Raw genomic sequence first — 24,387 nt, 5'->3', positions numbered from 1 at the left:
CCCCGGTACAGGGCCGGAAGTCAGACGTCGCCGCCGCTGGCCCAGCCCTCGCCGGTGCCGCGGTGGATCACCTCGTCGCCGTCGCGCACGTCGCCGGCCGGGATCGTCTCCAGCGCGGCCAGGCGCGCGTAGATCGGGGTGAAGTCCGGGGCGGTGGCCTGCATCAGCTGTTCGAAGCTGTCGATGACGAAATAGGTCTTCTGGTAGGTGTCGATCCGGTAGCGGGTGCGCATGATCCGCTCCAGGTCGAAGCCGATCCGGTTCGGCGCCTCCGACTCCAGCGAATACAGGGATTCGCCCTTGGACGAGACGATCCCGGCGCCGTAGATGCGCAGCCCGTCGGCCTGGCGGATCAGGCCGAACTCCACCGTGTACCAGTACAGCCGGGTCAGCTGCTGCAGCGCCTCCGGGCCGATCGCGTGCGCCTTCACCCCGCCGGCGCCGTAGGCCTGCATGTAGTCGGCGAACATCGGGTCCATCAGCAGCGGCACGTGGCCGAACAGGTCGTGGAACAGGTCCGGCTCGGCGATGTAGTCGATCTGCTCGGGGCGGCGGATCCACCAGGTCACCGGGAAGCGGCGCTTGGCCAGGTGGTCGAAGAAGTCCAGTTCCGGCAGCAGCCCTTCGACGCCGACCAGGGTCCAGCCGGTCGCGGCGCCCAGCACCTCGTTGAGCTGGTCGAAGCGCGGGATCGCGCGCGACTCCATGCCCATCGCGTCCTGCGCGCGCAGGAACTCGTCGCAGGCGCGGCCGTCCAGCAGTTCGCGCTGGCGCGTGTACAGCGTGCCCCAGGTGGCGTGGTCGTCGGCGCTGTAGTCCTGCCAGGGCTGCTCGACCACGGCCGTGGTGTAGACCGGGACGTAGCCCTTGTCGGTCTGCTGGTGTTCGACGCGGCGCGGGGTGGCGGCGGTTTCGGCCATCGGTCGCAAGCTCCTCGGTTGAGGGTCCAGCGTAGGCGGGAAGCCGCGCAACGGGATTGCAAAGTTGCAGGAAACTGCGCCCCGCCTGCAATCTTGTTGCACGAAACCGATGCTGCAGGGCAACAAATGGCTGCTACTCCCGCCTTTGACCGCACCGATCTGCGCCTGCTGGCCCTGCTCCAGCGCGAGGGCCGCGCCAGCAATGCCGACCTGGCCGCGCAGGTGAACCTGTCGCCCTCGGCCTGCCTGCGCCGGATCCAGCGCCTGGAGGCCAGCGGCGTGGTCACCGGTTACGGCGCCCGGCTGGACCCGCAGGCGCTGGGCCTGGGCCTGCAGGCCTTCGTCCGCGTGCAGCTGGAAAAGCACGGCGCCCCCGGGATCGAGCGCTTCGTCGCGGCGGTGCAGGACTGGGACGAGGTCGTCGCCTGCCACGCCCTGACCGGCGACATGGATTACCTGCTGCACGTCTACGTGCGCGACCTGGAGCACTTCTCGCGCTTCCTGCTCGACCGCCTGCTCAACGCCTCCGGCGTGGCCGACGTCAATTCCAGCTTCGTGCTGCGCACGGTGAAGGCGTCCGGCGGGCTGCCGCTGCCGGGCTGAGCGCCGCGGTAGTGGCAAGGTCACGGCCTGCCACTTTGCGGGCGCGCTTCGCGTACATGGGTACACAGGCCATGGACGCTGGCCGGCAACCGGCCGCCGGCGCGTTGACCCGCTACGTATGCCCACCACCGGAGGAAGGCGATGCGCAGGATCGGACTGGCAATGCTGCTGGCGACGGGATTCGCGGGTGGCGCGATTGCAGCGCAGGCACCGGATGACCCGGCGCGCGCTGCGGTGCACGGCGTCGCGCCGGCCGACGCGGCGGCGGTGGCCTACGACGCCGGCACCTACCGCCTGCTGGTGCCGGGCGAGGCCACCGGCGGCCGTTACGCGGTGATCGAGCTCGACGAAGGTCCCGGCTACCGCACGCCGTGGCATCGCCACGACACCATGGAGGAGCGCTACTACGTGGTCGAGGGCACGCTGACCGTGGATACCGCCGAAGGCACGCGCGAGTATCCGGCCGGCTCGCACGTGGTGATCCCGCCAGGCGCGGTCCACGCCCAGGGCAATACCGGCACCACCCCGGTGAAGACGGTGCTGACCATCACCCCGGCCGGCTTCGAGCAGTTCTTCATCGACCGCGCCGCGCTCAACCGCACGGTCAAGCGCGGCGACCCGGAATTCCTGCCACGGATGATCGAACTGGCCGGCCGCCACGAGCGCTGGCTGCAGCAGGCCGAAGCGCCACGCGTGGAAGCGGCGCAGGCCGGCGGAGGGGGCGCAAAGCCGGCGAACCGGGAAGCCATCGGCGGCCAGCGCGACGCGCATGGCTGCCTGGCGCCGGCCGGCTTCCGCTGGTGCGCGCGCACCGGCCGCTGCGAACGGCCGTGGGAACTGGCGCGGGTGCGCGGCTTCGCCAGCAGCAGCGAAGCCTTCATCGCCTGGTGCGAGGCGCCGGCCGGCAACTGAACCGGCGCCGTCGCGTCAGAGCACGCCTTCCAGCGCCTGGGCCAGCGCCGCCGCCTCGGCGCCGCAGTCGCGCTGGGTCACCGTGCCGCGGCCGGCGCGGGTGGCCAGCTCGTCGGTGGCGGCGGCCATGTCGGCGCGGAACTCCGGGTGCGACTGCAGGCGGGCGAAGGTGCCGGCGGCCATGAAGCGGCCCTGCAGCACGTCGCTCTGCCAGTGCACGTTGCACACCAGGCGGCTTTCGCCGAAGTTGCGGCCGCGCGCCAGCAGAGCGGTGGTGCGCTCGGGCACCGCCTGCGACAGCACCAGCGCCCACATCCAGCCGATCGTGGTGTGGCCGGACGGATACGAGCCGTTGCTGCGCAGCGCTTCCTCGTCCTCCGGCGTGCAGGTCGGCGCGGCGTTCTCCACGAACGGACGCGGGCGCTCGTAGTGCTTCTTGGCCTTGCGCGTGGACGCGGCGGCGTCGGCCAGCGAGCGGCGCAGCAGGCGCCAGGTGGCCGGGGTGTCCTGCTCGGTGATGTCGGTGCCCAGCGCGCAGGCGAAGGTGCCGGCCGCGAACGGGAAGTGCAGGTCGGCGTCGAGCCGCGCCTGTTCGAAGCGCGGGGTGTCACGCAGCGCCAGCGCCGCGCGCATCACCGCGTGGTCCTGTTCCAGCGCGGCGCTGCCGGCGGCCGGCGGCGCAGGTACCAGGGCGAGGCTGTCGGGCAGCGCGGCGGTGGCCAGGTAGCCGGCGATGAAGCCCGGGCGCAGCTCGGGCATGTCCGCGGCGGCGGGCATGCCCGGCGTGGTCGCCGGTTCCGCGGCGGGCGGCGCGGCGGTGGTGGCGCAGGCGCCAAGGACGAGGAACAGCGAAGCCGCGGCCAGGCGCGACAGACGGAACGACATGCGGGGTTCTCCGGGTAGCAGGGAGGCCGGGACCGCGGACGGTCCCGGCCTCATCCGGGCGGCATGATGCCCCGTGTGCAGCGATCGATGGAAGCTTCGCGGCCGCAGCCACCGCGGCGGATGCGGCTCAATCCGGCGGCGTGCGCGGCGACCGTGGGCGGAACGGCAGCACCTGGCCGGGGCCGTCGTCGTCCTCGCGCCGCCACAGCACCGGCACGTCGCGCGGCGGTGGAAGCTCGAAGGTGTCGTGCTCTTCGCGCGCCTGCAGTGCCTGCTCCTCTTCCTCGATTTCCCAGCTGTAGCGCTTGCGTGGCGGCAGCGGATCGAGGCGGCGGAACAGCAGCGCGGAGACGGTGCCGGCAATGGCGCCGCCCAGGTGCGACTGCCAGGAAATTCCATCGCCATGCGGCAGCACGGTCAGCACCGAGCCGCCATAGAACAGCATCGCGATCATGCCCGCCGCGATCGAGGGACGGTCGCGGCGCAGCAGGCCCAGCGTGGTCACCAGGAACATCAGGCCGTGGGTCACGCCGCTGGCGCCGAGGTGGTGCGAACCGGGTTCGCCCAGCAGCCACGCGCCCAGTCCGGAGCCCAGCCACATCAGCGGCAGCGCGCGCACGGTGGCGCGCGGATAGACGCTGCCAGCAAGCGTGCCGAGGATCAGCAGCGCGGTCGCGTTGGCGGCCAGGTGCGCGGCCGAGCCGTGCAGCAGCGGCGCGGTAAGCAGGCCGGGCAGGCCGGCCAGCGTGCCGGGCGTGACCGACATCGCCGCCACCGGCAGCCGCGCCTGCATTGCCGCGACCACGACCAGCAGCAGGACGAAGCCGAGGCTGCAGTTGAAGGCGAACAGCAGGCGCCGGCGGTCGCTGGCGGGATCGGGCGCAGGCGGCGATGGATGGTCTGGCATGGGCGCTCCCATGGTTCGAACCTCTTCCATGGCGGCCGCGACCGGGGGAATCAAGGGCCAAAAAAGAGGGCGCGGTTCGCACCGCGCCCAATCTGACTCGCCCTGCTGGGAGAGAGAGCAGGAGAGAGAGCCGTCCTTCCCTACTTCACCTCGAACTCCTTCGACTGGACCACCGACCCGTCGAGGGAGATTTCGACCTTGTAGCGCCCGGCCGGGAAGCCGTCGGGCTTGCTGATCTGGAACGTGGTCACGCCGTCGCCGGTCAGGTTCAGGTCGCGGCTTTCCTCGTGCACGGTCTGGCCGTCCTGGTAGGTCCAGCGCGCGGAAAGCTGGCCGGGCACGGTGGCGGCGGCATCGGCGGTGCGCGTGGTCACCGCGGCGTAGATGGTGTCGTTCGGCGCGAAGGTGGTAGCCGACGCGGCGACGCGGTTGTCGGGACCGACGCTGTTGCCGAGATCGACGCTGGTGACGCTCGCGGCGGTGGCCGGTGCGGCCGGCTCCATCGGCGTGGCGACCGGCGCCGTTTCTGCGGGCGCGGGCGGCGGAGCGGGCTCGGACTTCTTGCATGCCGACAGGGCGAGCGTGGCGGCCAGCGCGGCGGAAAGGGGATACAGCAGGCGGTTGCGGCTCATGTCGGGGTCCTTGTTGGGCACGGAGCGGCGCGGTGGACGTCAGTCCTTCGCCGGCGGGATCTTCAGCACCTGGCCGGGTTGGATCCGGTCCGGATCGTCGAGCTGGTCGCGGTTGGCGTCGAATATCCGTGGCCAGGCGCTGGCCTTGCCGTAGAACTGCTTCGCGATGGCCGACAGCGTGTCGCCCTTGGCGACCGTGTACGTCTGTTCCGGCGGGTTGACGATCTCCTCGGTGGAGCGCACGCCGCCCTGGACGTTGCCGAAATCGGCACGCTCGCCCTCGGTGCTGCGGACACCGCCCTGCACGTTGGAGAAGTCCGGCTTGTTGCCGTTGCTCATGCGCGTGGCCCGGTTCGGAAGGCGCGGCCACCGTCTCACAGCCCCTGTTAACAAAGTATCCGGGGCTCGTGAAACATTCATTGGAGCGTGTCGCCCGTCGCGGGCGACGCGCTTACTGGCGCTCGTCGCGTCGCGCAGGCGGCGGCGTGGTGTCGGCAGTGCCGCGCCAGGGATTGATGTCGAGGCCGCCGCGACGCGTGTAGCGCGCTTCCACCGACAGGCTCTGCGGCGCGCACCGGCGCAGCACGTCGAGGAAGATGCGCTCCACGCACTGCTCGTGGAATTCGGCGTGCTCGCGGAAGCTCACCAGGTAACGCAGCAGCCCGGTGCGGTCGATGCGCGGGCCGCGGTAGCGCAGGTGCACGCTGGCCCAGTCCGGCTGGCCGGTGACCGGGCAGTTGGATTTCAGCAGCGAAGACTGCAGGTGCTCCTCGACGATGTCGCCGGCCCGGGCCGACAGCAGCGTGGCATCGGGCGGGCCGTAGCGGTCGAAGTCGGCCTCGATCGCATCCAGCGATTCGCCTTCGTCGTCCGCGGCGGCAGCCATCGGCGGCAGGCCCAAGGCCACCGTCACCGGTGCGCCGGCGCTGCGCGACAGGTCGCCAGCGATGCATGCCAGCACCGCTTCCGCGCTGTCGAAGCGGTGCGCATTGAGCGAGTTGAGGTAGAGCTTGAGCGACTTCGACTCGACCAGGTTCGGCGAGCTGGCCGGTACCTGCACGGTGGCGGTGGCCACGCAGGGCTTGCCGCGCCCGTCCAGCCAGCTCAGCTCGTACGCGTGCCAGCGGTCGTGGCCGGCGAACGGCAGGGCGTCGCCCGTCGCCAGGCCCAGTTCGGCGCGCGCGCCGGCGCGCGGGATCGGGAACAGCAGGCCCGGCTCGTAGCGGGTGGGGTAGGCGACCTCGCGGCCGAGGCTGGATTCGTGCGGCGTACTCATGCGCACATTCTAGGGGCTGCTTCCCCAACGCCGGCCGAGCGGCGCCCGGGAAGCGGTTGCTAGCGTGGCGCCAGCGAGATCAGCCCGATCGCCAGCACCGCCAGCGCGATGGCGATCCGGTTGAGGGTGGAAGTCTTCTCGCCGAAGGCCAGCACGCCGACCGCGGTGCCCAGCACCACCACGCCGATGTTCATGCTGGCGAACACCACCGCCGGGCTCTCCGGCAGCGACTGGTGGGCGCGCACGTAGAACACGATGTTGCCGAAGTTGAGCAGGCCCAGCAGCAGGCCGGCGGCGATGTGGCGCAGGCCCGGGCGCACGCCGTGGCGCACCCGCCGCCAGCCCTGCCACAGCAGCATGCCGAGGAAGGCCAGGACGAAGGCCACCTGCAGCGCGGCGGTCGCCGGCGTGCCGGCCACGGCCAGCCGCTTGAGCAGCACGTCGACCACGGCGAAGCCGATCCACACTGCCAGCAGCAGCATCCAGCCGCGCCGGTCCGGCGCCGCATGCGTGTCCGGGCGGGCGAGGATGCCGACCACCGCGCACAGGCCCAGGGCGAGTCCGGCCAGTTTCATCGCCCCGGCTTGTTCGCCGAACAGCAGGAAGGCCGCGCCCAGCGACAGCAGCAGCGACAGGCGCTGGGCGACATCGCTGCGGACGATGCCGGTGCGGCGCACCGCCGCGGCCAGCACGAGGAACAGGGTCGGCAGGACGACGGCCAGCGCCAGCAGCTCCGGCCAGGGCGCGTCGCCGTGGCGCAGCGCGGCCGGCGGCGGACGCAGCAGCCAGGCGCTGAGCATGGCCGCGCCCAGGTAGTTCCAGGTGACCATCTGGCCCACGTCCCAGCCCCGCCGCGGCGCCAGTTTGAGCAGCACCGAGACCAGCACGCTGCAGGTCATGCTCAGCAGGATGAAGTGCATGGCGGCGTGCCGTGGAAGGGGCGGCCATTGTATGGCCGCACCCATGTCTGGACCCCGACTGCCCTCCCCTCTCCCCCGGGAGAGGGGCCGGGGGTGAGGGTAGGAAGCCCGGCTACGTGGAAGTGCCGACCGTCGTCGGGACACAAACCCTCTTCCCAACCCCCGCTCCGCGCCAGCGGCACGCAGGCATGCCGCCTCACCCGGAGGCAGAGGGGCTTGCCTACGGAGGCCCGACAGCCGCGCCGTACAATATGCCCATGGCCAATCCCCCCTTCCCCACCGAGTCGGGCACGCTGCTGCTCGACGGACCGGCCGGCGCGCTCGAAGTCGCCGTCGACCTGCCCGATCCCGCCGACGCGCGCGCGCTGACGGCGGTGGTCTGCCATCCGCTGCCCACCGAGGGCGGCACCATGCACAACAAGGTGGTGACCATGGTCGCCCGCGCGCTGCGCGAGCTGGGCGCCACCACCGTCCGCTTCAACTTCCGCGGCACCGGCGCCTCCGAAGGCGCCTTCGACCATGGCGTCGGCGAACGCGAGGACCTGCGCGCGGTGGTCGACTGGGTGCGCGCGGCGCGCCCGGCCGACGCGCTGTGGCTGGCCGGTTTCAGCTTCGGCTCGTACGTGACCCTGTCCGCCGCCGCCGGGCTGCAGCCGGATGCGCTGATCTCGATCGCGCCGCCGGCCAGCGGGCGCGGCTGGGACTTCGGCCCGATCGAAGTACCGGAAGTGCCATGGCTGGTCGTGCAGGGCGATGCCGACGAGATCGTCGACCCGCAGGCGGTCTACGACTGGATCGACGGCCTGCCGCGCAAGCCGCAGCTGGTGCGCATGGTCGACACCAGCCACTTCTTCCACCGCAAGCTGATCGACCTGCGTGGCGCCATCCAGCACGAAGTGAAGGCGTGGTTGCCGCAGGCATGAGCGCGGCCGCCACGCGCCTGCCGTCGCAGGCCTATGCCGAGGGTGCCGCCGCCGGGCGCTGGCGCGACGATCCCGCGCAGCACGCCGCGCTGCGCGAGCTGGACCGCATCCACCGCCAGTTGCTGGAAGCCACGCCGACCGGTTTCCTGGCCCGCCTCGGGCTGGGCCGGCGTCCGGCGCCGGTGAAGGGCCTGTACCTGTGGGGCGGCGTCGGCCGCGGCAAGACCTTCCTGGTCGACCTGTTCTACGACGGCCTGCCGCTGGCGCAGAAGCAGCGCACCCATTTCCATCGCTTCATGCGCGGCGTGCACGAGCAGCTGCGGGTCCACGCCGGCCAGGCCGACCCGCTGGCGCGGATCGCGCGCGAATGGCGCGCCAGCCTGCGGGTGCTGGTGCTGGACGAGTTCTTCGTCACCGACATCGGCGACGCGATGCTGCTGGGCCGCCTGCTGGAACGGCTGTTCGCCGAGGGCGTGACCCTGGTGACCACCTCCAACACCGCGCCGCAGCACCTGTACCGCGACGGCCTGCAGCGCGAGCGCTTCCTGCCGGCGATCGCGCAGCTGCGCGCGCACTGCGTGGAACTGGCGGCCGACGGCCGCGAGGACTACCGGCTGCGAGCGCTCACCCGTTCGCCGGTGTACCGGCAGCCGCTGGACGCCGGCAGCGAGCCCTGGCTGCAGGAACGCTGGCACGCGCTGGCGGGCGATGCGCCGGTGCGCGGCGGAACGCTGGAGATCGAGGGCCGCGCGGTCGCCGTGCGCGCCCGCGCCGCCGGCGTGGCCTGGTTCGACTTCGCCGAGCTGTGCGAGGGCCCGCGCTCGACCGCCGACTACATCGAGATCGCGCGCGAGTTCCAGGTGGTGCTGCTCGGCGGCATCCCCCGCTTCGACGCCGGCAACGAGGACGCCGCTCGCCGCTTCGTCAACCTGGTCGACGAACTCTACGACCGCCAGGTGACCCTGGTCTGCACCGCCGCCGCCGCGCCGGTGGCGCTGTACGCCGGCACCCGCCTGGCCGGCGCCTTCGAACGCACCGCCTCGCGCCTGATCGAGATGCAGAGCGCCGAGTACCTGGCGCGCACGCATCGCGGCTGAAGCGCCGACGCGGCACTGGCGGGCGTCACCCGGCTGAATGCCGCCGCGTTCTGAGGAGTGGCCGAAGGCGGTGCTCCCGGGAAACCTCTCGTGCGCCGGGGCCGTGGTTTCGTGCCCGCCTTCTGTAAGAGCCGGCTTGCCGGCGACACGGTCGTCGGAACCAGGATGGCGTCGCCTGCGCCGACGTCGCGGTCGCCGGCAAGCCGGCTCCTACAAACATCGCAGCCGATCGGCGGTCGCGTTCCCGGCCCGGGCACGACCGCCTCCGCCCGGATCAGACGCGACCCAGCACCGCCCGCACCACCCCCAGGTAGCCGCCGCCGAACAGGTTGAGGTGGTTGAGCAGGTGGTAGAGGTTGTACAGCGGCGCCCGGTCGCGCCAGCCCGGATCGATGCCGGAGGCTTCGCGGTAGGCGTCGAAGAACGCGGCCGGCGGCTCGCCGAACAGGGTCAGCATCGCCAGGTCGGCCTCGGCCCAGCCGTGGTGGGCGGCGGCCGCGTCGATCAGCGCCAGGCCGCCGTCGGCGCAGGGGTGCAGGTTGGCGATCCACAGGTCGCCGTGCAGCAGCGAGGGCGGCTGTCGCGGAACGCATTCGCGCATCGCGCGCACAGCCGTTCCAGCGCGGCGACGTCCGCGGCGCCGAGCAGCCCGGCATCGAACGCGCGCCGTCCCTGCGGCAGCAGCCGGCACTCCGCGAAGAACCGCCAGCCGTCGAGCATCGGCGTGTTGGCCTGCGCGCCGTCGCCGCACCAGCCGTCGCGATCGAGGCCGAAGCGATCGGACACCCGCGCATGCTGCCGCACGAGCGCGCGGCCGGCGGCCCGCCAGTGCGCCGTCGAGGGTCGGCCCGTGCCGAGATCCTCCAGCACGATCGCGCCGTCCCCGACTGCAATCACCTCCGCCACGCGCAGGCCGCCGGCGTCGCGCAGCAGCGCAAGCCCGTGCGCCTCCATCGCGAAGAAGCCCGCGGGCGCCCCCCGGCGCCGCTTGACGACCGCGGCGCGGCCGTCGCCGAGGCGCAGACGGTGCAGCCCGTCCCCGAGCCCGGCGATCCGCGACGCGAGGTCGCCGCGCATGCGCGGCGCTAGTGCGGCTCCGGCGCCGCGCGCGATGCCGGTGCCGACGCGGATTCGGGCGCCGTTGCGCGGCCGCGCAGCCGCCACGCCAGCAGCAGCGCCCACAGCAGGTACAGCGCGATCACCGCCTTCTGCGAGGCGCCGCGCGGCAGTTCGCGCCACAGCACGTGGGTCCACAGCGCGATGAACGCGAGCGCGGCCAGCGCCACCAGCGGTTTCGCCGCGCCGCGCCAGCCGGGATCGCGCAGCAGGCCCAGCGACTGCAGCAGCATGCCCAGCCCGACCAGGAGGAAGCTGGCGACCGCCGAGAGGCCGTGGACCAGTTCGCCGAGCGCATCGGCGGGATGGCCCGGGCTCGACCCCGGCCAGAACGCGGTGACCACCAGCGACGCGCCGCCGCCGACGAACAGCGCCGGCGTCAGCGCGTAGCGCGCGGCGGGCGCGGTCACGTCGCGCACCGCCAGCGCGAGCGCGGCGAGCCCGGCGCCGAGCAGGCAGTACGCGGCGACCAGCCAGCCGCCGTGGGGCCCGGCGAGGTAGAAGCTCAGCGGCGCATGCCACCAGTCGTATTCTCGCCGCAGCGCCTGCACCGCGATCGCGGCGACGGCGAACGCCGCCACCAGCGCGATCACCAGCCACGCCGTGCGCCGTTCTGCCGTGTTTCCCTCGTCACGCATCGCCTTCCCGCTGCCGGACATGCCGGCGCGCATGATGCCACGCGCATCCGCCGCGTCAGCGCGGCGCGTGGTCGGCAAGCGCGTCGTCGACGAACGCGGCAACGCGCCGGGTGTACTCCGAGGGGGCGCCGAGCTCGCGGTTGATCTCCATGTGGGTCAACGGTTCCGGCAGGACTTCAATGCGCACGCCCAGCGATTGCGCCTTCTCGATCGAACAGCGCGGGCTGGCCCTGACCCCCGCCGGGCGCGCGCTCTACGACCGCCTGCTGGCGGGGGTCCGCCAGGCGGGCGGCGCCGGCAGCACCGGCGACGACTACCCGCGGCGGCTGGCCGAGGCCTTCGCCGGTTTTCCCGACGACCTGGACGAGCTGCGCCGCCAGGGCCTGGGCTACTTCCGCTACCGGCTGACCGACAGCGGCCGCGCGCTGGCGCCGGGCGCGCGCGGCGCTGTCGCCGGAGGCGCTGGTCGCCGCCGGCCATGCCACCGCCGACCCGATCGTCTACGAGGATTCCCTGCCGGTCAGCGCCGCCGGCATCTTCCAGTCCAACCTCGGCGGCGACGAGCAACGGGCCTACGACGCGCACCAGGACCAGGCGCGGTTCGAGGCCGCGCTGGGCGCCCCGGTGGCCGATCCGTTCGCGCTGTACGCGGCGCTGCAGGAGCAGTCGCTGCAGGCACTGCGCGGCGCCTGAGCGGGGCGCCCGCCGGAAGCCGCCGCGCAGTCACGGTTCCCAGATTTAGTGTTGACGACCGGACCCGTCCCCACTATGTTGTGGCCCGTCGGTTCCGGCGGCCCGCAAGCCTCCGGATCAAAAGGGAAGCCGGTCCAATGCCGGCGCTGCCCCGCAGCGGTAGATGGAAACGAACCCGTCATTGGCACTGGAGCACGGCTCCGGGAAGCGACGGGCTAGGAGGAAGGCGCCGCCTTCCGCGTCCATGAGCCCGAAGACCTGCCGACGGCCGCGCGAAGCACAGCGCGCGGTGCCGGCCGCGGAATCTCCGGGGGGAGATGGCTGGCGAAGCAGGTCCGCCGCCGGTTGCTCCGTGCGGTCGCGGCTCCTGCGACGCCGCTTTTCGATCCTCCATTCCGGCCGGCTTTCGCGGATTCGCGCGGGCGGGCCGCGGCGTGCACCACGCCATGGAGGATGCGCATGCCCCAGGAAACCCCCGCCGCCGTCGCGCCGGCGGCAGACGCCACGGCCGCCGCCGGCCCTGCCGCGCCCGCGGCCCCCGCCGCCGGCGACGATGCCGCGGTCGATCCGGCCGACGTCGTGCCGCCGCCGCCGCGGGCCGGAACCGCGCCCGAGTCCGCCCCGGCCGACGAACAGGGCGTCTCCACCTGGATCACCAAGGAGGCCGGCAACCGCCGGATCCCGTTCGACCGCGCCCGCCTGGAGCGCAGCATCGACGCCATCCACGCCGAGTTCCCGATGCTGGAGATCGGCGACTACAAGCGCAGCGTGTTCGGCTTCGTCGAGCGCAAGGAGGCGGTCAACGCCGACGACCTGGTCGACCACCTGATCCGCGAGGCCGAGGCCCGCGTGGACCTGGCCGCGCCGCAGTGGGAGTACTTCGCCGCGCGCCTGTACCTGCGCCGCCTGTACAAGCGCGCCAGCCGCAACCGCTTCTACGACGCCGAGCAGAAGTACGGCTCCTACGTCGGCCTGCAGGAATCGCTGGCCGACCGCAACGTGTATTCCAACGACATCCTGCGCGCCTACTCCAAGGAGGAGCTGCAGGAAGCCGGGCGCATGATCGACCCGGAGCGCGACAAGCTGTTCGCCTACAACGGCCTGTACCTGCTGGCCACCCGCTACCTGGCCACCGACCACTCGCGCGGGGTGTTCGAGCTGCCGCAGGAGCGCTGGCTGACGATCGCGCTGTACCTGATGCAGGACGAGTACGGGCCCGGCAAGGGCAGCCGCGAGCGGCGCATGCAGCTGGTCGGCGAGGCCTACTGGGCGCTGTCCAACCTGTACATGACCGTGGCCACGCCGACCCTGCAGAACGCCGGCAAGATCGGCGGCCAGCTGTCGAGCTGCTTCATCGACACGGTCGACGACTCGCTGCAGGGCATCTACGACTCCAACACCGACATCGCCCGGGTTTCCAAGGGCGGCGGCGGCGTCGGCGCCTACCTGGGCTACGTGCGCTCCTCCGGCTCGGCGATCCGCGGGGTGCCCAACTCCTCCGGCGGCGTGGTGCCGTGGATCAAGCAGCTCAACAACACCGCCGTGTCGGTGGACCAGCTGGGCCAGCGCAAGGGCGCGGTCGCGGTCTACCTGGACATCTGGCACCGCGACATCGAGGCCTTCCTCGACCTGCGCCTGAACAACGGCGACCAGCGCCTGCGCGCGCACGACGTGTTCACTTCGGTGTGCATCCCCGACATCTTCATGGAGGCGGTCGAGCGCCGCGGCGACTGGTACCTGTTCGACCCGCACGAGGTCAAGCGGGTCAAGGGCTGGTACCTGCAGGACTTCTACGACGAGAAGAAGGGCGAGGGCACGTTCCGCAGGAAGTACGAGGAAGTGGTCGCCGACGAGCGCATCGGCCGCAAGACGGTCAAGGCGATCGACGTGTTCAAGCGGATCATGGTCAGCCAGCTGGAGACCGGCAACCCGTTCATGTTCTACCGCGACGAGGTCAACCGGAAGAACCCGAACAAGCACTGCGGGATGGTCTATTCGTCCAACCTGTGCACCGAGATCCTGCAGAACATGAGCCCGACCCGGCTGATGCAGGAGATCATCAGCGGCAACCAGATCGTGACCACCAAGCAGGCCGGCGACTTCGTGGTCTGCAACCTGTCCTCGATCAACCTCGGCCGCGCCGTGGTTCCGCAGCAGGGCCAGGGCGACCTGATCACCGACGTGCTCGAGCGCCTGATCCCGATCCAGGTGCGGATGCTCGACAACGTGATCGACCTCAACGACCTGCCGGTGCCGCAGGCCACGATCACCAACCAGAAGTACCGCGCCATCGGCCTGGGCACCTTCGGCTGGCACCACCTGCTGGCGCTCAAGGGCATCCACTGGAACTCGACCGAGGCCGAGGACTACGCCGACGCGCTGTACGAGCGGATCAACTACCTGACCATCCAGGCGAGCATGGAGTTGGCGCGGGAGAAGGGTACCTACGCCATGTTCCCGGGCAGCGACTGGCATACCGGCGCCTACTTCCGCGACCGCGGCTACAACGGCCCGCAATGGCTGGACCTGGCCGCGCAGGTGGCGGTCAACGGCGTGCGCAACGGCTGGCTGGTGGCGGTGGCGCCAAACATGTCGACCGCGCAGATCGCCGGTTCGACCGCCTCGATCGACCCGGTCTACTCGGCGTTCTACTACGAGGAGAAAAAGGACTTCCGCCGCCCGGTGGCCGCCCCGGGGCTGTCGCTGGAAACCTGGCCGTACTACGAGAAGGGCGCGTACCGGCTCGACCAGTTCGCCTCGGTGCGGCAGAACGCGCGCCGCCAGCGCCACGTCGACCAGTCGATCAGCTTCAACTTCTACGTGCCCAGCACCATCCGCGCTAGCACCCTGCTGGAGCTGCACATGAGCGCCTGGCGCGAAGGCCTGAAGACCACCTACTACGTGCGCTCCAACGACATCGACGTCGCCGAGTGCGAGTGGTGTAGTAGCTAAGGGAAGCGCCAGCGCATTCGCGCTGACGCCCCACGGTTCGCAGGGCGAACCGCGGGCCCCTTCTCATCAGCACCCACACCCCCGCGCCTTCGGCGCGCCCCCCTGACTCAGGGGGGCTTCCCTCCAGATTGATCTGTCTGGACATCCGAAATACGAGAAGACCCATGTCCGCCACACCGCTCGACCGCATCAAGATCCTGGAGCCGCGCAACCCGAACCGTTCGACCGGCATCATCAACGGCAAGACGTCCGGCATCCTCAACTGGAACGACATCCCGTACCCGTCCTTCTACCGCGCGTACAAGGAGCTGTCGACCAACTTCTGGATCCCCGACGAAGTGGACATGAAGGGCGACGCCAAGCAGTACGGCGAGCTGTCCGCGCGCGAGCGCAACGCCTACGACTCGATCATCGGCCTGCTGGCCACGCTGGACTCGCCGCAGACGCGCTTCATCTACAACGTCGCCGAGTACATCACCGACCCGGCCGCGCACGCCAACGCGGCGATCATCGGCCAGCAGGAAGTGATCCACAACGAGAGCTACAGCTACGTGCTGGCCTCGATCACCGACCTGGCCAACCAGAACCGCGTGTTCGAGATCGCCCGCACCCACCCGACGATCCTCAAGCGCAACGCGCCGATCATGGAGTCCTACGACGACTTCATGCGCGAGAAGACCGCCGAGACCCTGCTGCGCTCGCTGATCCAGTCCTCGATCCTGGAAGGCATCAACTTCTATTCCGGCTTCGCCTACTTCTACAACCTGGTGCGGCAGAACCGGATGACCGGCACCGGCAAGATCATCAGCTTCATCAACCGCGACGAGCTGGCCCACACCAAGTTCATCAGCGAGGTGATCCGCGCCATCGTCGGCGAGAACCCGGAGCTGCAGACCAACGAGCTGACCGACTACGTGCACAAGGCATTCGCGCACGCGATCGAGCTGGAGACGCAGTGGACCGGCGAGGTGCTCGACGGCATCGACGGCATCGACGTGGACGAGATGATCCGCTACGTGAAGTACCGCGCCAACAAGATGTCCGGCATGCTCGGCATCGAGAAGCTGTACGCGGAGACCACCGACAACGTGATGCCGTGGATCAAGGCCTACGCCGACAACTTCACCGAGACCAAGACCGACTTCTTCGAGATGCGCAACGCCAGCTACAAGAAGACCAACGTCGACAACGGCTTCGACGACCTCTGACCCGCCCGGGCAAGAACCGGGGTCAGGGTCGATTTTCGCGCCATCTCCCCGGAACCTGCCCCATCGAGCGAAAATCGAGTCCGACCCTTGCGCATCCTGATCGCCTTCGCCTCGTTGAGCGGCAACACCCGCGATCTCGCCCGCCAGGTGCGCGCGCGCTGCGAGGCGGCCGGGCACGAGGTGAGCTGGATCGAGGCCGGGATCCACGCCCTGGCCGATGCCGGCGACCCGCGCCACGACCTGTACCTGCTCGGCTCCTGGAGCGACAACGGCGGGCGCACGCCGGCGGAGATGAAGGCGCTCATCGCCGAGCTGGTCGCCGCGGTCGGCAGGCCGTCCCGGCTGGCGGTGTTCGGCACCGGCGAGACCCAGTGGGGCGCGGAGTACTACTGCGGCGCGGTGCGCCGGATCGCCGCGTTCTTCGGCACCGCGCATCCGCGCCTGGAGATCGAGCAGATGCCGCACGGCGAGCGCGACGCGCTGGAGATCCAGCGCTGGACCGACCACGTCCTGGCCCAGGCCCAACCCCAAGCCCCGCCCGCCCCGGGCATGCCCAGCGAGACCGCCACCCATGCAGACCCTGCACGCTTCGTCGCCTGAGGACTACGCCGCCGCCGTCGCCGCCCACCCGCGCCTGCTGGTGGACTTCCACAAGGACGGCTGCCCGGGCTGCACCATGCTCGAGCTGTCGCTGAAGAAGTTCGCCGCCGAGCCGGCCGCGGCCGGCGTGGTCCTGCTCAAGGTGAAGCTGGAGCAGGTGGGCGAGGACTTCTTCCGCGGCCTGGGCCTGCGCCAGACCCCGACCCTGGCCGTGTTCCGCGACGGCGCCGAGGTCGCGCGCCTGCCCGGCTTCCAGTCGCCGCCGCAGATCGCCCAGGTCGTCGCCACCCACCTGTAGGAGCCGGCTTGCCGGCGACCCGGTCGTCGGAACCGTGAACGCGTCGCCTGTGCCGACGTCGCGGCCGCCGGCAAGCCGGCTCCTACGAAAGGCCGGGGATCGGCGATGATGCGCGCGGGAGGCCGAGACCGATGGAGAACCGTGCCATGACCGATGTTCCACATGCCGAAGTCCGCTCGACCGAAGTACGCCTGCTGCACATGGTCTTTCCCGACCACACCAACCACCTGGGCACGCTGTTCGGCGGCCAGGCGCTGGCGTGGATGGACATGGCCGCCTTCATCGTCGCCTCGCGCTGGGCGCGCACCACGGTGGTGACCGCGCGCTCGGAACAGGTCGACTTCAACCAGCCGATCCACAAGGGCGACCTGGTCGAGGTGATCGCCACCATCGTCCGCGTCGGGCGCAGCTCGATGAACGTCGACGTGGAAGTGGTCACCGAGAACCTGCTCAGCGGCGAGCGCAAGCTGTGCACGCGCGGGCGCTTCGTGATGATCGCGCTGGATCCGCTGGGCCGGCCGACGCCGGTGCCGGCGCTGCCGGCGCCCGCGGCCGGCTAGGTCTCCGGCGGCGGCGTCGCCTCGGGGTGGCGCGCAATCCATGCGGCGCGCCGCTGGCGGTAGTCGTCCAGCGCCTCGGCGTAGAGGTCGTAGACGCAGATCGGGCAGCCGCTTTCACAGCATTCGGCCGGCAGCGGCTTCTCCGGCGGCACCGGTGGCGGATCGGGATCGTGGCCGGCGGCCTGCGGGCCGGTGGGGTCGGACAGGGAACTCATGCGGCAAAGCCTAGCAGCCGCCGTTGCAACGGCTGCGTAGCGACGGGATGGAACACGGGCTTACACGCCGATGGCGATGCCGCCCGCCTGCAGCGCCTGGCGTGTGGGCGCGTCGCCGTCCGGCGTCACCGGGCGGGTGAGGTCCCAGAGGAAGCGCACGCGGAAGCCGGCGGCGGCCGCGTCCTGAGCCGTCCACAGCACGCAGTAGTCGCGGGCCAGGCCGCAGACGTGGACCTCGGCGATGCCGCGCTCGCGCAGCCAGCCGGCCAGGCCGGTGGCCGGGCGGGTGCCGGCGGGACCATGGTTCTCGCGGAAGCCGCTGTACGAATCGACCCGTGGATCGGTGCCCTTGCGCAGGACCAGGTCCAGCGGGGTCCAGTCCACGCGCGGATCCAGCGCCGCGCCGGCGCTGCCCTGCACGCAGTGGTCCGGCCACAGTGTCTGCGGATGGCCGTGCAGTTCGATGGTGTCGAAGGGCGAGCGGCCCGGATGGGCGCTGGCAAAGGAGGCGTGGCCCGGCGGATGCCAGTCCTGGGTGGCGACGACGGTGCGGTAGCGGCGCGCGCGCAGCAGCGCGTCGATGCCGGGGACGATCGCGTCGCCGTCGTGGCAGGCCAGCGCGCCGCCGGGCATGAAGTCCGGCTGCAGGTCGACCACGATCAGGGCGGTGTCGTCGGGGAACATCGGGACCTCGCCGGAGGGCGGGACGCACCCGCCACGGAAAGGACGCCGGCGCGCTGGCGCTGGCGTCCAGCGCGATCAGGCGATCGAGGCGCGGTAGATCGATTCGATCGCCGCGTCGAGGGCCTGGTTGAACTCCTCGTCGCTCTGCTGGGCGGTCAGGCCTTCGGTCAGCGCGCGGCTGAAGCTGGCGATCACGCCCGGGTTCTTCGCCAGCTTGGCGTTGGCGTCGTCGCGGCTGTAGCCGCCGGACAGGGCCACGACCTTGAGCACGCTCGGATGCTCGACCAGCTCCTTGAAGAAGCCGTCGACGCTCGGCAGGGTCAGCTTGAGGATCACCGGGGTGGCCGGGTCGACCTTGTCCAGGCGCTCCAGCAGGCCCTTCTTCAGTTCGACCTCGATGGCTTCCTTGTCGGCGGCCTTGATGTCCACTTCCGGCTCGATGATCGGCACCAGGCCGGCGTCCAGCACCTGCTGGCCCAGCTCGAACTGCTGGTCGAGCACGGCGGCGATGCCGGCCGGGTTGTTGGCCTTGATCACCGAACGTTCCTTGGTGCCGAACACGCCCTTGGCCTTGGCGCGGGCCAGCAGGTCGGCCAGGCCCGGGATCGGCTTGAGCATCTGCACGCCGTTGGCCTCGTCCTCCAGGCCCTTGTCGATCTTCAGGAAAGGCACGACCTGCTTGGTTTCCCACAGGTAGGTGGCCGCGTCCTGGCCGGCGAACTGGTCGTCGAGGGTGCGTTCGAACAGGATCGCGCCGAGCACGCGCTCGCCGGTGAAGGCCGGGCTGGTCACGATGCGGGTACGCATCTGGTGCACCAGGGCGAACATCTCCGCATCGCCGGAGTACGCCGACTCGTCGATACCGTAGAGCTTGAGTGCCTTGGGCGTGCTGCCGCCGCTCTGGTCGAGCGCGGCGATGAAGCCCTTGCCGGAAGCGATACGGTCCTTCTGCTGCGGATTGATGGCCACGACGGGTGTTTCCTGTGGTTTACGGGAGGCGTGAATGGTAGCGCGGGGACTTGGGCCTGGCAGCATCGGAAACCGCCGACAGCGCTGTCTTGGCGCGCATCCCTGGGGGTTGCCCTGATCGCCGCGCCCGGTTTGCGGGCTTGCATATCGCCGGCGCCGGCGGAATATCGCTGTCCATGCAAAGCGTCCCGGATGAAACCCTCGCGCTGGCCGGCGACTGCGCGGAAGCGGAGCTCGCCGCGCTGGAATCCTTCATCGCCGGCCACCGCCGGCTGTTCGTGCTGACCGGCGCCGGCTGCAGCACGCGCTCGGGCATTCCCGACTACCGCGACGCCGAAGGTGGCTGGAAGCGCACCCCGCCGGTGAGCTGGCAGGCCTTCACCGGCGAGCCGGCCACGCGCCGCCGCTACTGGGCGCGCAGCCTGGCCGGGTGGCAGTACTTCGCCGCCGCGCGGCCCAATGCCGCGCACGAAGCGCTGGCCGCGCTGGAAGCCGCCGGCCGGGTGGAGCTGCTGGTGACCCAGAACGTCGATGGCCTGCACCAGCGCGCCGGCAGCCAGGCCGTGGTCGACCTGCATGGCCGCCTCGATGCGGTGGTCTGCCTGGGCTGCGGCGACCGCCGCGACCGCGCCGCCTTCCAGACCACGCTGCTGGAGGCCAATCCCGGCTGGGAACTGCGCGTGGCGCGGATCGCCCCGGACGGCGACGCCGACCTGGAGGGCGCCGACTATGCCGGTTTCCAGGTACCCGACTGCCCGCACTGCGGCGGCATGCTCAAGCCGGACGTGGTGTTCTTCGGGGAAAGCGTGCCGCGGGCGCGGGTGGAGCAGGCGGTGGCGGCCCTGCACCGCAGCGACGCGATGCTGGTCGTCGGGTCCTCGCTGATGGTGTATTCGGGTTTCCGCTTCGCGCGCATGGCCGCGGAGGCCGGGATCCCGGTGGCCGCGGTGAACCTGGGCCGGACCCGCGCCGACGGACTGCTGGCGCTGAAGGTACGGGCCGACTGTGCGTCGGCGCTGTCCGTGCTGGCCGGCGCGACGATGCAGTGATCCACCGTTGCGGTTGATGGCGGCGGCAACTGCTGCTGCAATGCGCGTCCCAACATCCGGCGTCCTTCCATGAGCCTGCTGTTCTCCCCGCTCCAGCTCGGGCCGCTCGAGCTGCCCAACCGCATCGTCATCGCGCCCATGTGCCAGTACTCGGCGCACGATGGCTGCGTCTCCGACTGGCACCACATCCACCTCGGCAACCTGGCCCTGTCCGGCGCCGGCCTGCTCATGCTGGAGGCGACAGCGGTCGAATCGCGCGGCCGGATCAGCCACGCCGACCTCGGACTGTGGAACGACGACCAGGAAGCGGCGCTGGCGGCGATGCTGGCCTCGATCCGGCGCTGGTCGCCGATGCCGCTGGGTATCCAGCTGGCGCATGCCGGACGCAAGGCCTCGACCCACCGGCCGTGGGAAGGCAAGGGTGCGATCCCCGCCGATGATCCGCGTGGCTGGACCACCGTCTCGGCCTCGGCGCTGGCCTTCGACGCCGACCACGGCGTGCCGCAGGCGCTGGACGCCGCCGGCATCGACGCCCTGGTCGGGGACTTCGTCCAGGCCGCGGACCGCGCGGTGCGCGCCGGGCTGGATGTGGTCGAGATCCATGCCGCGCACGGCTACCTGCTGCACCAGTTCCTGTCGCCACTGAGCAACCGGCGCGCGGATGAATATGGCGGCAGCCTGGAGAACCGCATGCGTCTGGTGCTGCGCGTGTTCGACGCGGTGCGCGCGGCGCTGCCGGACCGGATCGCGCTGGGCGTGCGCATCTCCGCCACCGACTGGGTCGAGGGCGGCTGGGACCTCGGGCAGAGCATCGCCCTGGCCCGCGCGCTGGATGCGCGCGGCTGCCACTACATCCACGTGTCCAGCGGCGGGCTGGATCCGCGCCAGGAGATCGCCGCCGTGCCCGGCTACCAGGTCCCGTTCGCCGAGGCGATCCGCCGCGAGGTGCGCATGGCGGTGATCGCGGTGGGGCTGATCACCCGGCCGCGCCAGGCTGAGGCGGTGCTGGCCGAAGGCCGCGCGGACGCGGTCGCGCTGGCCCGCGGCATGCTCTACGACCCGCGTTGGCCATGGCATGCCGCCGCCGAACTGGGCGCGACCCTGTCGCCGGCGCCGCAGCACCTGCGCTGCGAACCGGCTTCGGTGCGCGGCCTGTTCGCACGCTGAGCCCGCGCCGGGCCGCCGGCGGGACGCAGGCGCGTCCCCGGGCCGGCGGTAACGCCGGCAACCGCCGTGCCATTGCGTCGCGCGCTCGCCTACCATGGCGGCCCTATGCGCAACGACCACATCCTCGCCCTCTCCTGCCCGGACCGTACCGGCATCGTCTACCGCGTCTCCGGCCTGCTGTTCGGCCAGGGCTGCAACATCCTCGACGCCCAGCAGTACGGCGACGAGGAGAGCGGCCGCTTCTTCCTGCGCGTGCACTTCGAGCTGCCGGAGGCGCAGGCGCTGGAGGTCGTGCGCGAGCGCTTCGCCAACCTCGCCGGCGAGTTCGACATGGACTGGCAGCTGCACGATGCGCGCCGCCGCGCGCGCCTGCTGGTGCTGGTGAGCAGGCAGGGCCACTGCCTCAACGACCTGCTGTTCCGCGCCCACAGCGGCCAGCTGCGCGTGGACATCGCCGCGGTGGCGTCCAACCACACCGACTTCGCCGCGCTGTCGAACTCCTACGGCGTGCCGTTCCACCACCTGCCGGTGGATGCCGGCAACCGCCCGCAGCAGGAGCAGGCGATCCTCGACCTGGTCGAGCGCGAGCGCATCGACCTGGTGGTGCTGGCGCGCTACATGCAGATCCTCTCGCCGCGGCTGTGCCAGGCGCTGGCCGGGCGCGCGATCAACATCCACCACAGCTTCCTGCCCAGCTTCAAGGGCGCGCAGCCGTACCACCAGGCGCACGCGCGCGGGGTCAAGATCATCGGCGCCACCGCGCACTACGTGACCCCTGACCTGGACGAAGGCCCGATCATCGAACAGGACGTGGCGCGCGTGGACCACGCGATGACGCCGCGCGACCTGGTGCGGGTGGGCAGCGACATCGAATCGCAGGTGCTGGCGCGCGCGGTGCGCCGCCACGTCGAGCACCGGATCCTGCTCAACGGACACCGGACCGTCGTGTTCCGCTGAGCGCGGCGCGCCCGCGCCGCCATGACCGCCTGCACATGCGCGCGCTTCGCCGCGCGCGCCAGCATGCAGGCATTCCATACGCCAGCGTGTCCACCGGGGAGCGCCCGCTCCGGCCTGGAATGGTTCGGTGACCGACGAGGCCGCGGTCGCGGCGACGGTCCAGCGCGCGATGGATGCGTGGGGCCGCATCGACATCCTCATCAACAACGCCGGCATCCTGCGCGACAGGAGCTTCGCCAAGATGGACCTGGCCGACTTCCGCCTGGTGCTGGACGTGCACCTGATGGGCGCGGCGATCTGCTGCAAGGCGGTGTGGGAGGTGATGCGCGAGCAGAAGTTCGGCCGCATCGTCATGACCACCTCGTCCAGCGGCCTGTACGGCAACATCGGCCAGGCCAACTACGGCGCGGCGAAGATGGCCCTGGTCGGGCTGATGCAGACCCTCGCCATCGAGGGCGCCAAGTACGGGATCAAGGTCAACTGCCTGGCGCCGACCGCGTACACGCGGATGATGGAAGGCATCCTGCCGCAGGAGCAGCTGGATGCGCTGGATCCGTCGCTGGTCAGCCCGGCGCTGCTGCCGCTGGTCGTGGACGACGCGCCGACGCGCGCGGTCGTCTGCGCCGGCGCGGGGCACTTCGCCCGCGCCTACGTGACCCTGACCGAAGGCTGCTATATCGGCGGTGGCGACGATGCGGGCGAGCGGCTGATGGCGGCGTGGGACGTGGTCTCGGACAGCGCCGGCCAGGTCGTGCCCGACTACGGCTTCACCCAGGCCGAGCGCGAGGTGGCCAGCGCGCAGCGGCATGCAAAGTCCGGCGTGACCGCCTGATCGCGGGGGAATCCCATGACCGACGTATTCGTTGTCTCGGCCGTGCGCACGGCCATCGGCACCTTCGGCGGCAGCCTGCGCGAGGTGCCGCCTTCGGACCTGGGCGTGGCGACGGCGCGCGAGGCGATCGCCCGCGCGGGCATCGAGCCCGCCGTGATCGGCCATGCGGTGTACGGGCAGGTGCTGCCCAGCGAGCCGGCCGACGCCTACCTGGGCCGGGTGGTCGCGGTGAAGGCGGGCGTTCCGGTGGAGACGCCGGCGTTCACGGTGAACCGGCTGTGCGGTTCGGGCCTGCAGGCGATCGTGTCGGCGGCGCAGTCGCTGCTGCTGGGCGACTGCGAGGTGGCGCTGGCCGGTGGCGCGGAGTCGATGAGCCGGGTGCCGTTCCACGTGCCCAGCCAGCGCTGGGGCCGCAAGCTCGGCGATGCGGTGATGGTGGATGCGCTCAACGAGGGGTTGAAGGATCCGTTCGACAAGGTGCTGATGGGCATCACCGCGGAGAACGTGGCCGAACGCCATGGCATCGACCGGGCGCGGCAGGATGCGGCGGCGCTGGAGAGCCACCGGCGCGCGGCGCGGGCGATCGCGGAAGCCCGGTTCGACGGCCAGATCGTGCCGGTGAAGGTGGGCCGCCGCGGCAGGGAGACGGAGTTCCGCGTCGACGAGCATGTGCGCGCGGAAGTGGGTGCCGATGACCTGGCGGGGCTGCGGCCGGTGTTCAAGGCCGACGGCACGGTGACGGCGGGCAATGCGTCGGGCATCAACGATGGTGCGGCGTCGGTGGTGCTGGCCACGGGCGAGGCGGTGCGGCGGCATGGGTTGAAGCCGCTGGCGCGGCTGGTCGCGTATGCGCATGCGGGCGTGGAGCCGCTGTACATGGGCATGGGACCGGTGCCGGCGACGCGTGCGGCACTGGCGCGGGCGGGGCTGACGGTCGGGGACCTGGACGTGGTCGAGTCCAACGAGGCGTTCGCGGCGCAGGCCTGCGCGGTGGCCGATGCGCTGGGCTTCGATCCGGCGAGGACCAATCCGAACGGCAGCGGCATCTCGCTGGGCCATCCGGTCGGTGCGACCGGCGCGATCATCACGGTGAAGCTGGTCCACGAGCTGCACCGCACCGATGGCCGCTACGGCCTGGCGACGATGTGCATCGGCGGCGGCCAGGGCATCGCGGCGATCTTCGAGCGCGTCTAGCGGGACATGGCGTCCCGTTGTTGCGACGGGACGTAGGCGTCGTCGTACAACAGCAAAGAGCAACAGCAACAGCAACGGCAACGCCAACAGCAACGGCGCCAAGGTGGGTCGGCTTCGGATGGAGCCGCGGCAGCGCGGGGGTATGGCGCAAGCAGGCCATGGATGGCCTGCGTTCGCGCG

At 71.2% G+C, this 24,387-nt stretch carries 25 protein-coding genes, 3 pseudogenes and 1 riboswitch; of the genes and pseudogenes, 15 read left to right on the top strand and 13 right to left on the bottom strand.

Annotated elements, in window-relative coordinates:
- Window positions 1–20: 20 nt before the first annotated feature.
- Window positions 21–920 (bottom strand): phenylalanine 4-monooxygenase, encoded by a 900-nt coding sequence (gene phhA / locus M503_RS0104005; protein WP_037060436.1) that lies wholly within the window; start codon window positions 918–920, stop codon window positions 21–23.
- A 126-nt stretch (window positions 921–1,046) separates the two neighbouring features.
- Between phhA and M503_RS0104000 the strand changes: the two genes are divergently transcribed.
- Entirely contained in the window at window positions 1,047–1,523 is a 477-nt protein-coding gene (locus M503_RS0104000; RefSeq protein WP_028928108.1) for an Lrp/AsnC family transcriptional regulator, read from the top strand.
- A 141-nt stretch (window positions 1,524–1,664) separates the two neighbouring features.
- Window positions 1,665–2,435, top strand: a complete 771-nt coding sequence (locus M503_RS16770) for a cupin domain-containing protein (protein WP_051414224.1) — start codon at window positions 1,665–1,667, stop codon at window positions 2,433–2,435.
- A 15-nt stretch (window positions 2,436–2,450) separates the two neighbouring features.
- Here M503_RS16770 and M503_RS0103985 read toward each other — a convergent pair whose 3' ends face one another.
- From M503_RS0103985 to M503_RS0103960, 6 genes are all read right to left on the bottom strand, one after another.
- Window positions 2,451–3,320 (bottom strand): acid phosphatase, encoded by an 870-nt coding sequence (locus M503_RS0103985; protein WP_051414222.1) that lies wholly within the window; start codon window positions 3,318–3,320, stop codon window positions 2,451–2,453.
- A gap of 127 nt (window positions 3,321–3,447) precedes the next feature.
- A complete protein-coding gene (locus M503_RS0103980; protein ID WP_028928106.1) occupies window positions 3,448–4,227 on the bottom strand; it encodes a rhomboid family intramembrane serine protease in 780 nt (259 codons plus the stop codon).
- A 140-nt stretch (window positions 4,228–4,367) separates the two neighbouring features.
- Window positions 4,368–4,859 carry a hypothetical protein gene (locus M503_RS0103975; protein ID WP_024868441.1) on the bottom strand — a complete coding sequence of 164 codons (492 nt, stop codon included), beginning with the start codon at window positions 4,857–4,859 and terminating at the stop codon, window positions 4,368–4,370.
- Window positions 4,860–4,898: 39 nt separating this feature from the next.
- The gene (locus M503_RS0103970; protein ID WP_028919368.1) at window positions 4,899–5,198 is read right to left on the bottom strand and encodes a LysM peptidoglycan-binding domain-containing protein; all 300 of its coding nucleotides are present in this window, start codon (window positions 5,196–5,198) and stop codon (window positions 4,899–4,901) included.
- A 112-nt stretch (window positions 5,199–5,310) separates the two neighbouring features.
- The gene (gene queF / locus M503_RS0103965; RefSeq protein ID WP_028919369.1) at window positions 5,311–6,135 is read right to left on the bottom strand and encodes an NADPH-dependent 7-cyano-7-deazaguanine reductase QueF; all 825 of its coding nucleotides are present in this window, start codon (window positions 6,133–6,135) and stop codon (window positions 5,311–5,313) included.
- 59 nt (window positions 6,136–6,194) lie between these two features.
- A complete protein-coding gene (locus M503_RS0103960) occupies window positions 6,195–7,055 on the bottom strand; it encodes a DMT family transporter (RefSeq protein ID WP_028919370.1) in 861 nt (286 codons plus the stop codon).
- Between the two features lie 257 nt (window positions 7,056–7,312).
- On the opposite strand from M503_RS0103960, the gene M503_RS0103955 reads away from it, so the two are divergent.
- Together M503_RS0103955 and zapE are read left to right on the top strand one after the other, a co-directional pair.
- Entirely contained in the window at window positions 7,313–7,978 is a 666-nt protein-coding gene (locus tag M503_RS0103955) for an alpha/beta hydrolase (RefSeq protein ID WP_028919371.1), read from the top strand.
- Complete coding sequence (gene zapE / locus M503_RS0103950; protein ID WP_028919372.1) at window positions 7,975–9,075, top strand: cell division protein ZapE; 1,101 nt, start codon at window positions 7,975–7,977, stop codon at window positions 9,073–9,075. Before M503_RS0103955 ends, zapE begins: the two co-directional genes overlap by 4 nt.
- Before the next feature lie 274 nt (window positions 9,076–9,349).
- Here the strand turns inward: zapE and M503_RS17960 are convergent.
- From M503_RS17960 to M503_RS17890, 3 genes and pseudogenes are all read right to left on the bottom strand, one after another.
- Window positions 9,350–10,029 (bottom strand): annotated as a pseudogene (locus M503_RS17960) (fructosamine kinase family protein).
- A gap of 131 nt (window positions 10,030–10,160) precedes the next feature.
- Entirely contained in the window at window positions 10,161–10,829 is a 669-nt protein-coding gene (locus M503_RS15620) for a DUF998 domain-containing protein (RefSeq protein WP_051414238.1), read from the bottom strand.
- A gap of 55 nt (window positions 10,830–10,884) precedes the next feature.
- A complete protein-coding gene (locus M503_RS17890; protein ID WP_269319385.1) occupies window positions 10,885–11,016 on the bottom strand; it encodes a hypothetical protein in 132 nt (43 codons plus the stop codon).
- A 22-nt stretch (window positions 11,017–11,038) separates the two neighbouring features.
- Here M503_RS17890 and M503_RS17705 point away from each other — a divergent pair.
- The 6 genes and pseudogenes from M503_RS17705 to M503_RS0103905 form a co-directional block, all read left to right on the top strand.
- Window positions 11,039–11,522: pseudogene (locus M503_RS17705) on the top strand (2-oxoadipate dioxygenase/decarboxylase family protein); the annotation flags it as partial.
- A 72-nt stretch (window positions 11,523–11,594) separates the two neighbouring features.
- Window positions 11,595–11,802: riboswitch (cobalamin riboswitch) on the top strand.
- Between the two features lie 179 nt (window positions 11,803–11,981).
- Complete coding sequence (locus M503_RS0103925; RefSeq protein ID WP_037060467.1) at window positions 11,982–14,474, top strand: ribonucleoside-diphosphate reductase subunit alpha; 2,493 nt, start codon at window positions 11,982–11,984, stop codon at window positions 14,472–14,474.
- 164 nt (window positions 14,475–14,638) lie between these two features.
- Window positions 14,639–15,682, top strand: a complete 1,044-nt coding sequence (locus M503_RS0103920; RefSeq protein WP_028919375.1) for a ribonucleotide-diphosphate reductase subunit beta — start codon at window positions 14,639–14,641, stop codon at window positions 15,680–15,682.
- Between the two features lie 87 nt (window positions 15,683–15,769).
- Window positions 15,770–16,282, top strand: coding sequence for a flavodoxin (locus M503_RS0103915; protein ID WP_028919376.1), 513 nt, complete (start codon window positions 15,770–15,772; stop codon window positions 16,280–16,282).
- On the top strand, window positions 16,254–16,580 hold the full coding sequence (locus M503_RS0103910) for a thioredoxin family protein (RefSeq protein WP_028919377.1): 327 nt from the start codon (window positions 16,254–16,256) through the stop codon (window positions 16,578–16,580). The genes M503_RS0103915 and M503_RS0103910 overlap by 29 nt, the downstream gene beginning before the upstream one ends.
- Window positions 16,581–16,726: 146 nt before the next feature.
- The gene (locus M503_RS0103905) at window positions 16,727–17,140 is read left to right on the top strand and encodes an acyl-CoA thioesterase (RefSeq protein WP_028919378.1); all 414 of its coding nucleotides are present in this window, start codon (window positions 16,727–16,729) and stop codon (window positions 17,138–17,140) included.
- Here the strand turns inward: M503_RS0103905 and M503_RS0103900 are convergent.
- The 3 genes from M503_RS0103900 to M503_RS0103890 form a co-directional block, all read right to left on the bottom strand.
- Entirely contained in the window at window positions 17,137–17,355 is a 219-nt protein-coding gene (locus tag M503_RS0103900) for an oxidoreductase-like domain-containing protein (RefSeq protein ID WP_028919379.1), read from the bottom strand. The two genes, M503_RS0103905 and M503_RS0103900, sit on opposite strands and share 4 nt — an antisense overlap.
- A 60-nt stretch (window positions 17,356–17,415) precedes the next feature.
- Window positions 17,416–18,039, bottom strand: coding sequence for a bifunctional nicotinamidase/pyrazinamidase (pncA, locus tag M503_RS0103895; protein WP_028919380.1), 624 nt, complete (start codon window positions 18,037–18,039; stop codon window positions 17,416–17,418).
- A gap of 75 nt (window positions 18,040–18,114) precedes the next feature.
- A complete protein-coding gene (locus M503_RS0103890) occupies window positions 18,115–19,008 on the bottom strand; it encodes a fructose bisphosphate aldolase (protein ID WP_028919381.1) in 894 nt (297 codons plus the stop codon).
- Window positions 19,009–19,184: 176 nt separating this feature from the next.
- Between M503_RS0103890 and M503_RS0103885 the strand changes: the two genes are divergently transcribed.
- The 5 genes and pseudogenes from M503_RS0103885 to bktB all read left to right on the top strand — a co-directional run bounded on the left by M503_RS0103885 (window position 19,185) and on the right by bktB (window position 24,207).
- On the top strand, window positions 19,185–20,057 hold the full coding sequence (locus M503_RS0103885; protein ID WP_051414216.1) for an NAD-dependent protein deacetylase: 873 nt from the start codon (window positions 19,185–19,187) through the stop codon (window positions 20,055–20,057).
- Between the two features lie 69 nt (window positions 20,058–20,126).
- Entirely contained in the window at window positions 20,127–21,224 is a 1,098-nt protein-coding gene (locus M503_RS0103880) for an NADH:flavin oxidoreductase/NADH oxidase (protein ID WP_028919383.1), read from the top strand.
- Window positions 21,225–21,329: 105 nt separating this feature from the next.
- Window positions 21,330–22,181, top strand: a complete 852-nt coding sequence (purU, locus tag M503_RS0103875) for a formyltetrahydrofolate deformylase (RefSeq protein WP_028919384.1) — start codon at window positions 21,330–21,332, stop codon at window positions 22,179–22,181.
- A gap of 61 nt (window positions 22,182–22,242) precedes the next feature.
- Window positions 22,243–23,013, top strand: a pseudogene (locus M503_RS15615) (SDR family NAD(P)-dependent oxidoreductase); the annotation flags it as partial.
- Between the two features lie 15 nt (window positions 23,014–23,028).
- Complete coding sequence (gene bktB, locus M503_RS0103865; RefSeq protein WP_028919385.1) at window positions 23,029–24,207, top strand: beta-ketothiolase BktB; 1,179 nt, start codon at window positions 23,029–23,031, stop codon at window positions 24,205–24,207.
- The last annotated feature ends 180 nt before the right edge of the window (window positions 24,208–24,387 follow it).

The sequence above is a fragment of the Pseudoxanthomonas suwonensis J47 genome, assembly GCF_000513955.1.
In the GTDB taxonomy this organism is placed as follows: Bacteria; Pseudomonadota; Gammaproteobacteria; order Xanthomonadales; family Xanthomonadaceae; genus Pseudoxanthomonas; species Pseudoxanthomonas suwonensis_C.
The sequence above is the reverse complement of the archived record's forward strand: the minus strand, read 5'-3'. Positions and strand labels throughout refer to the sequence as shown.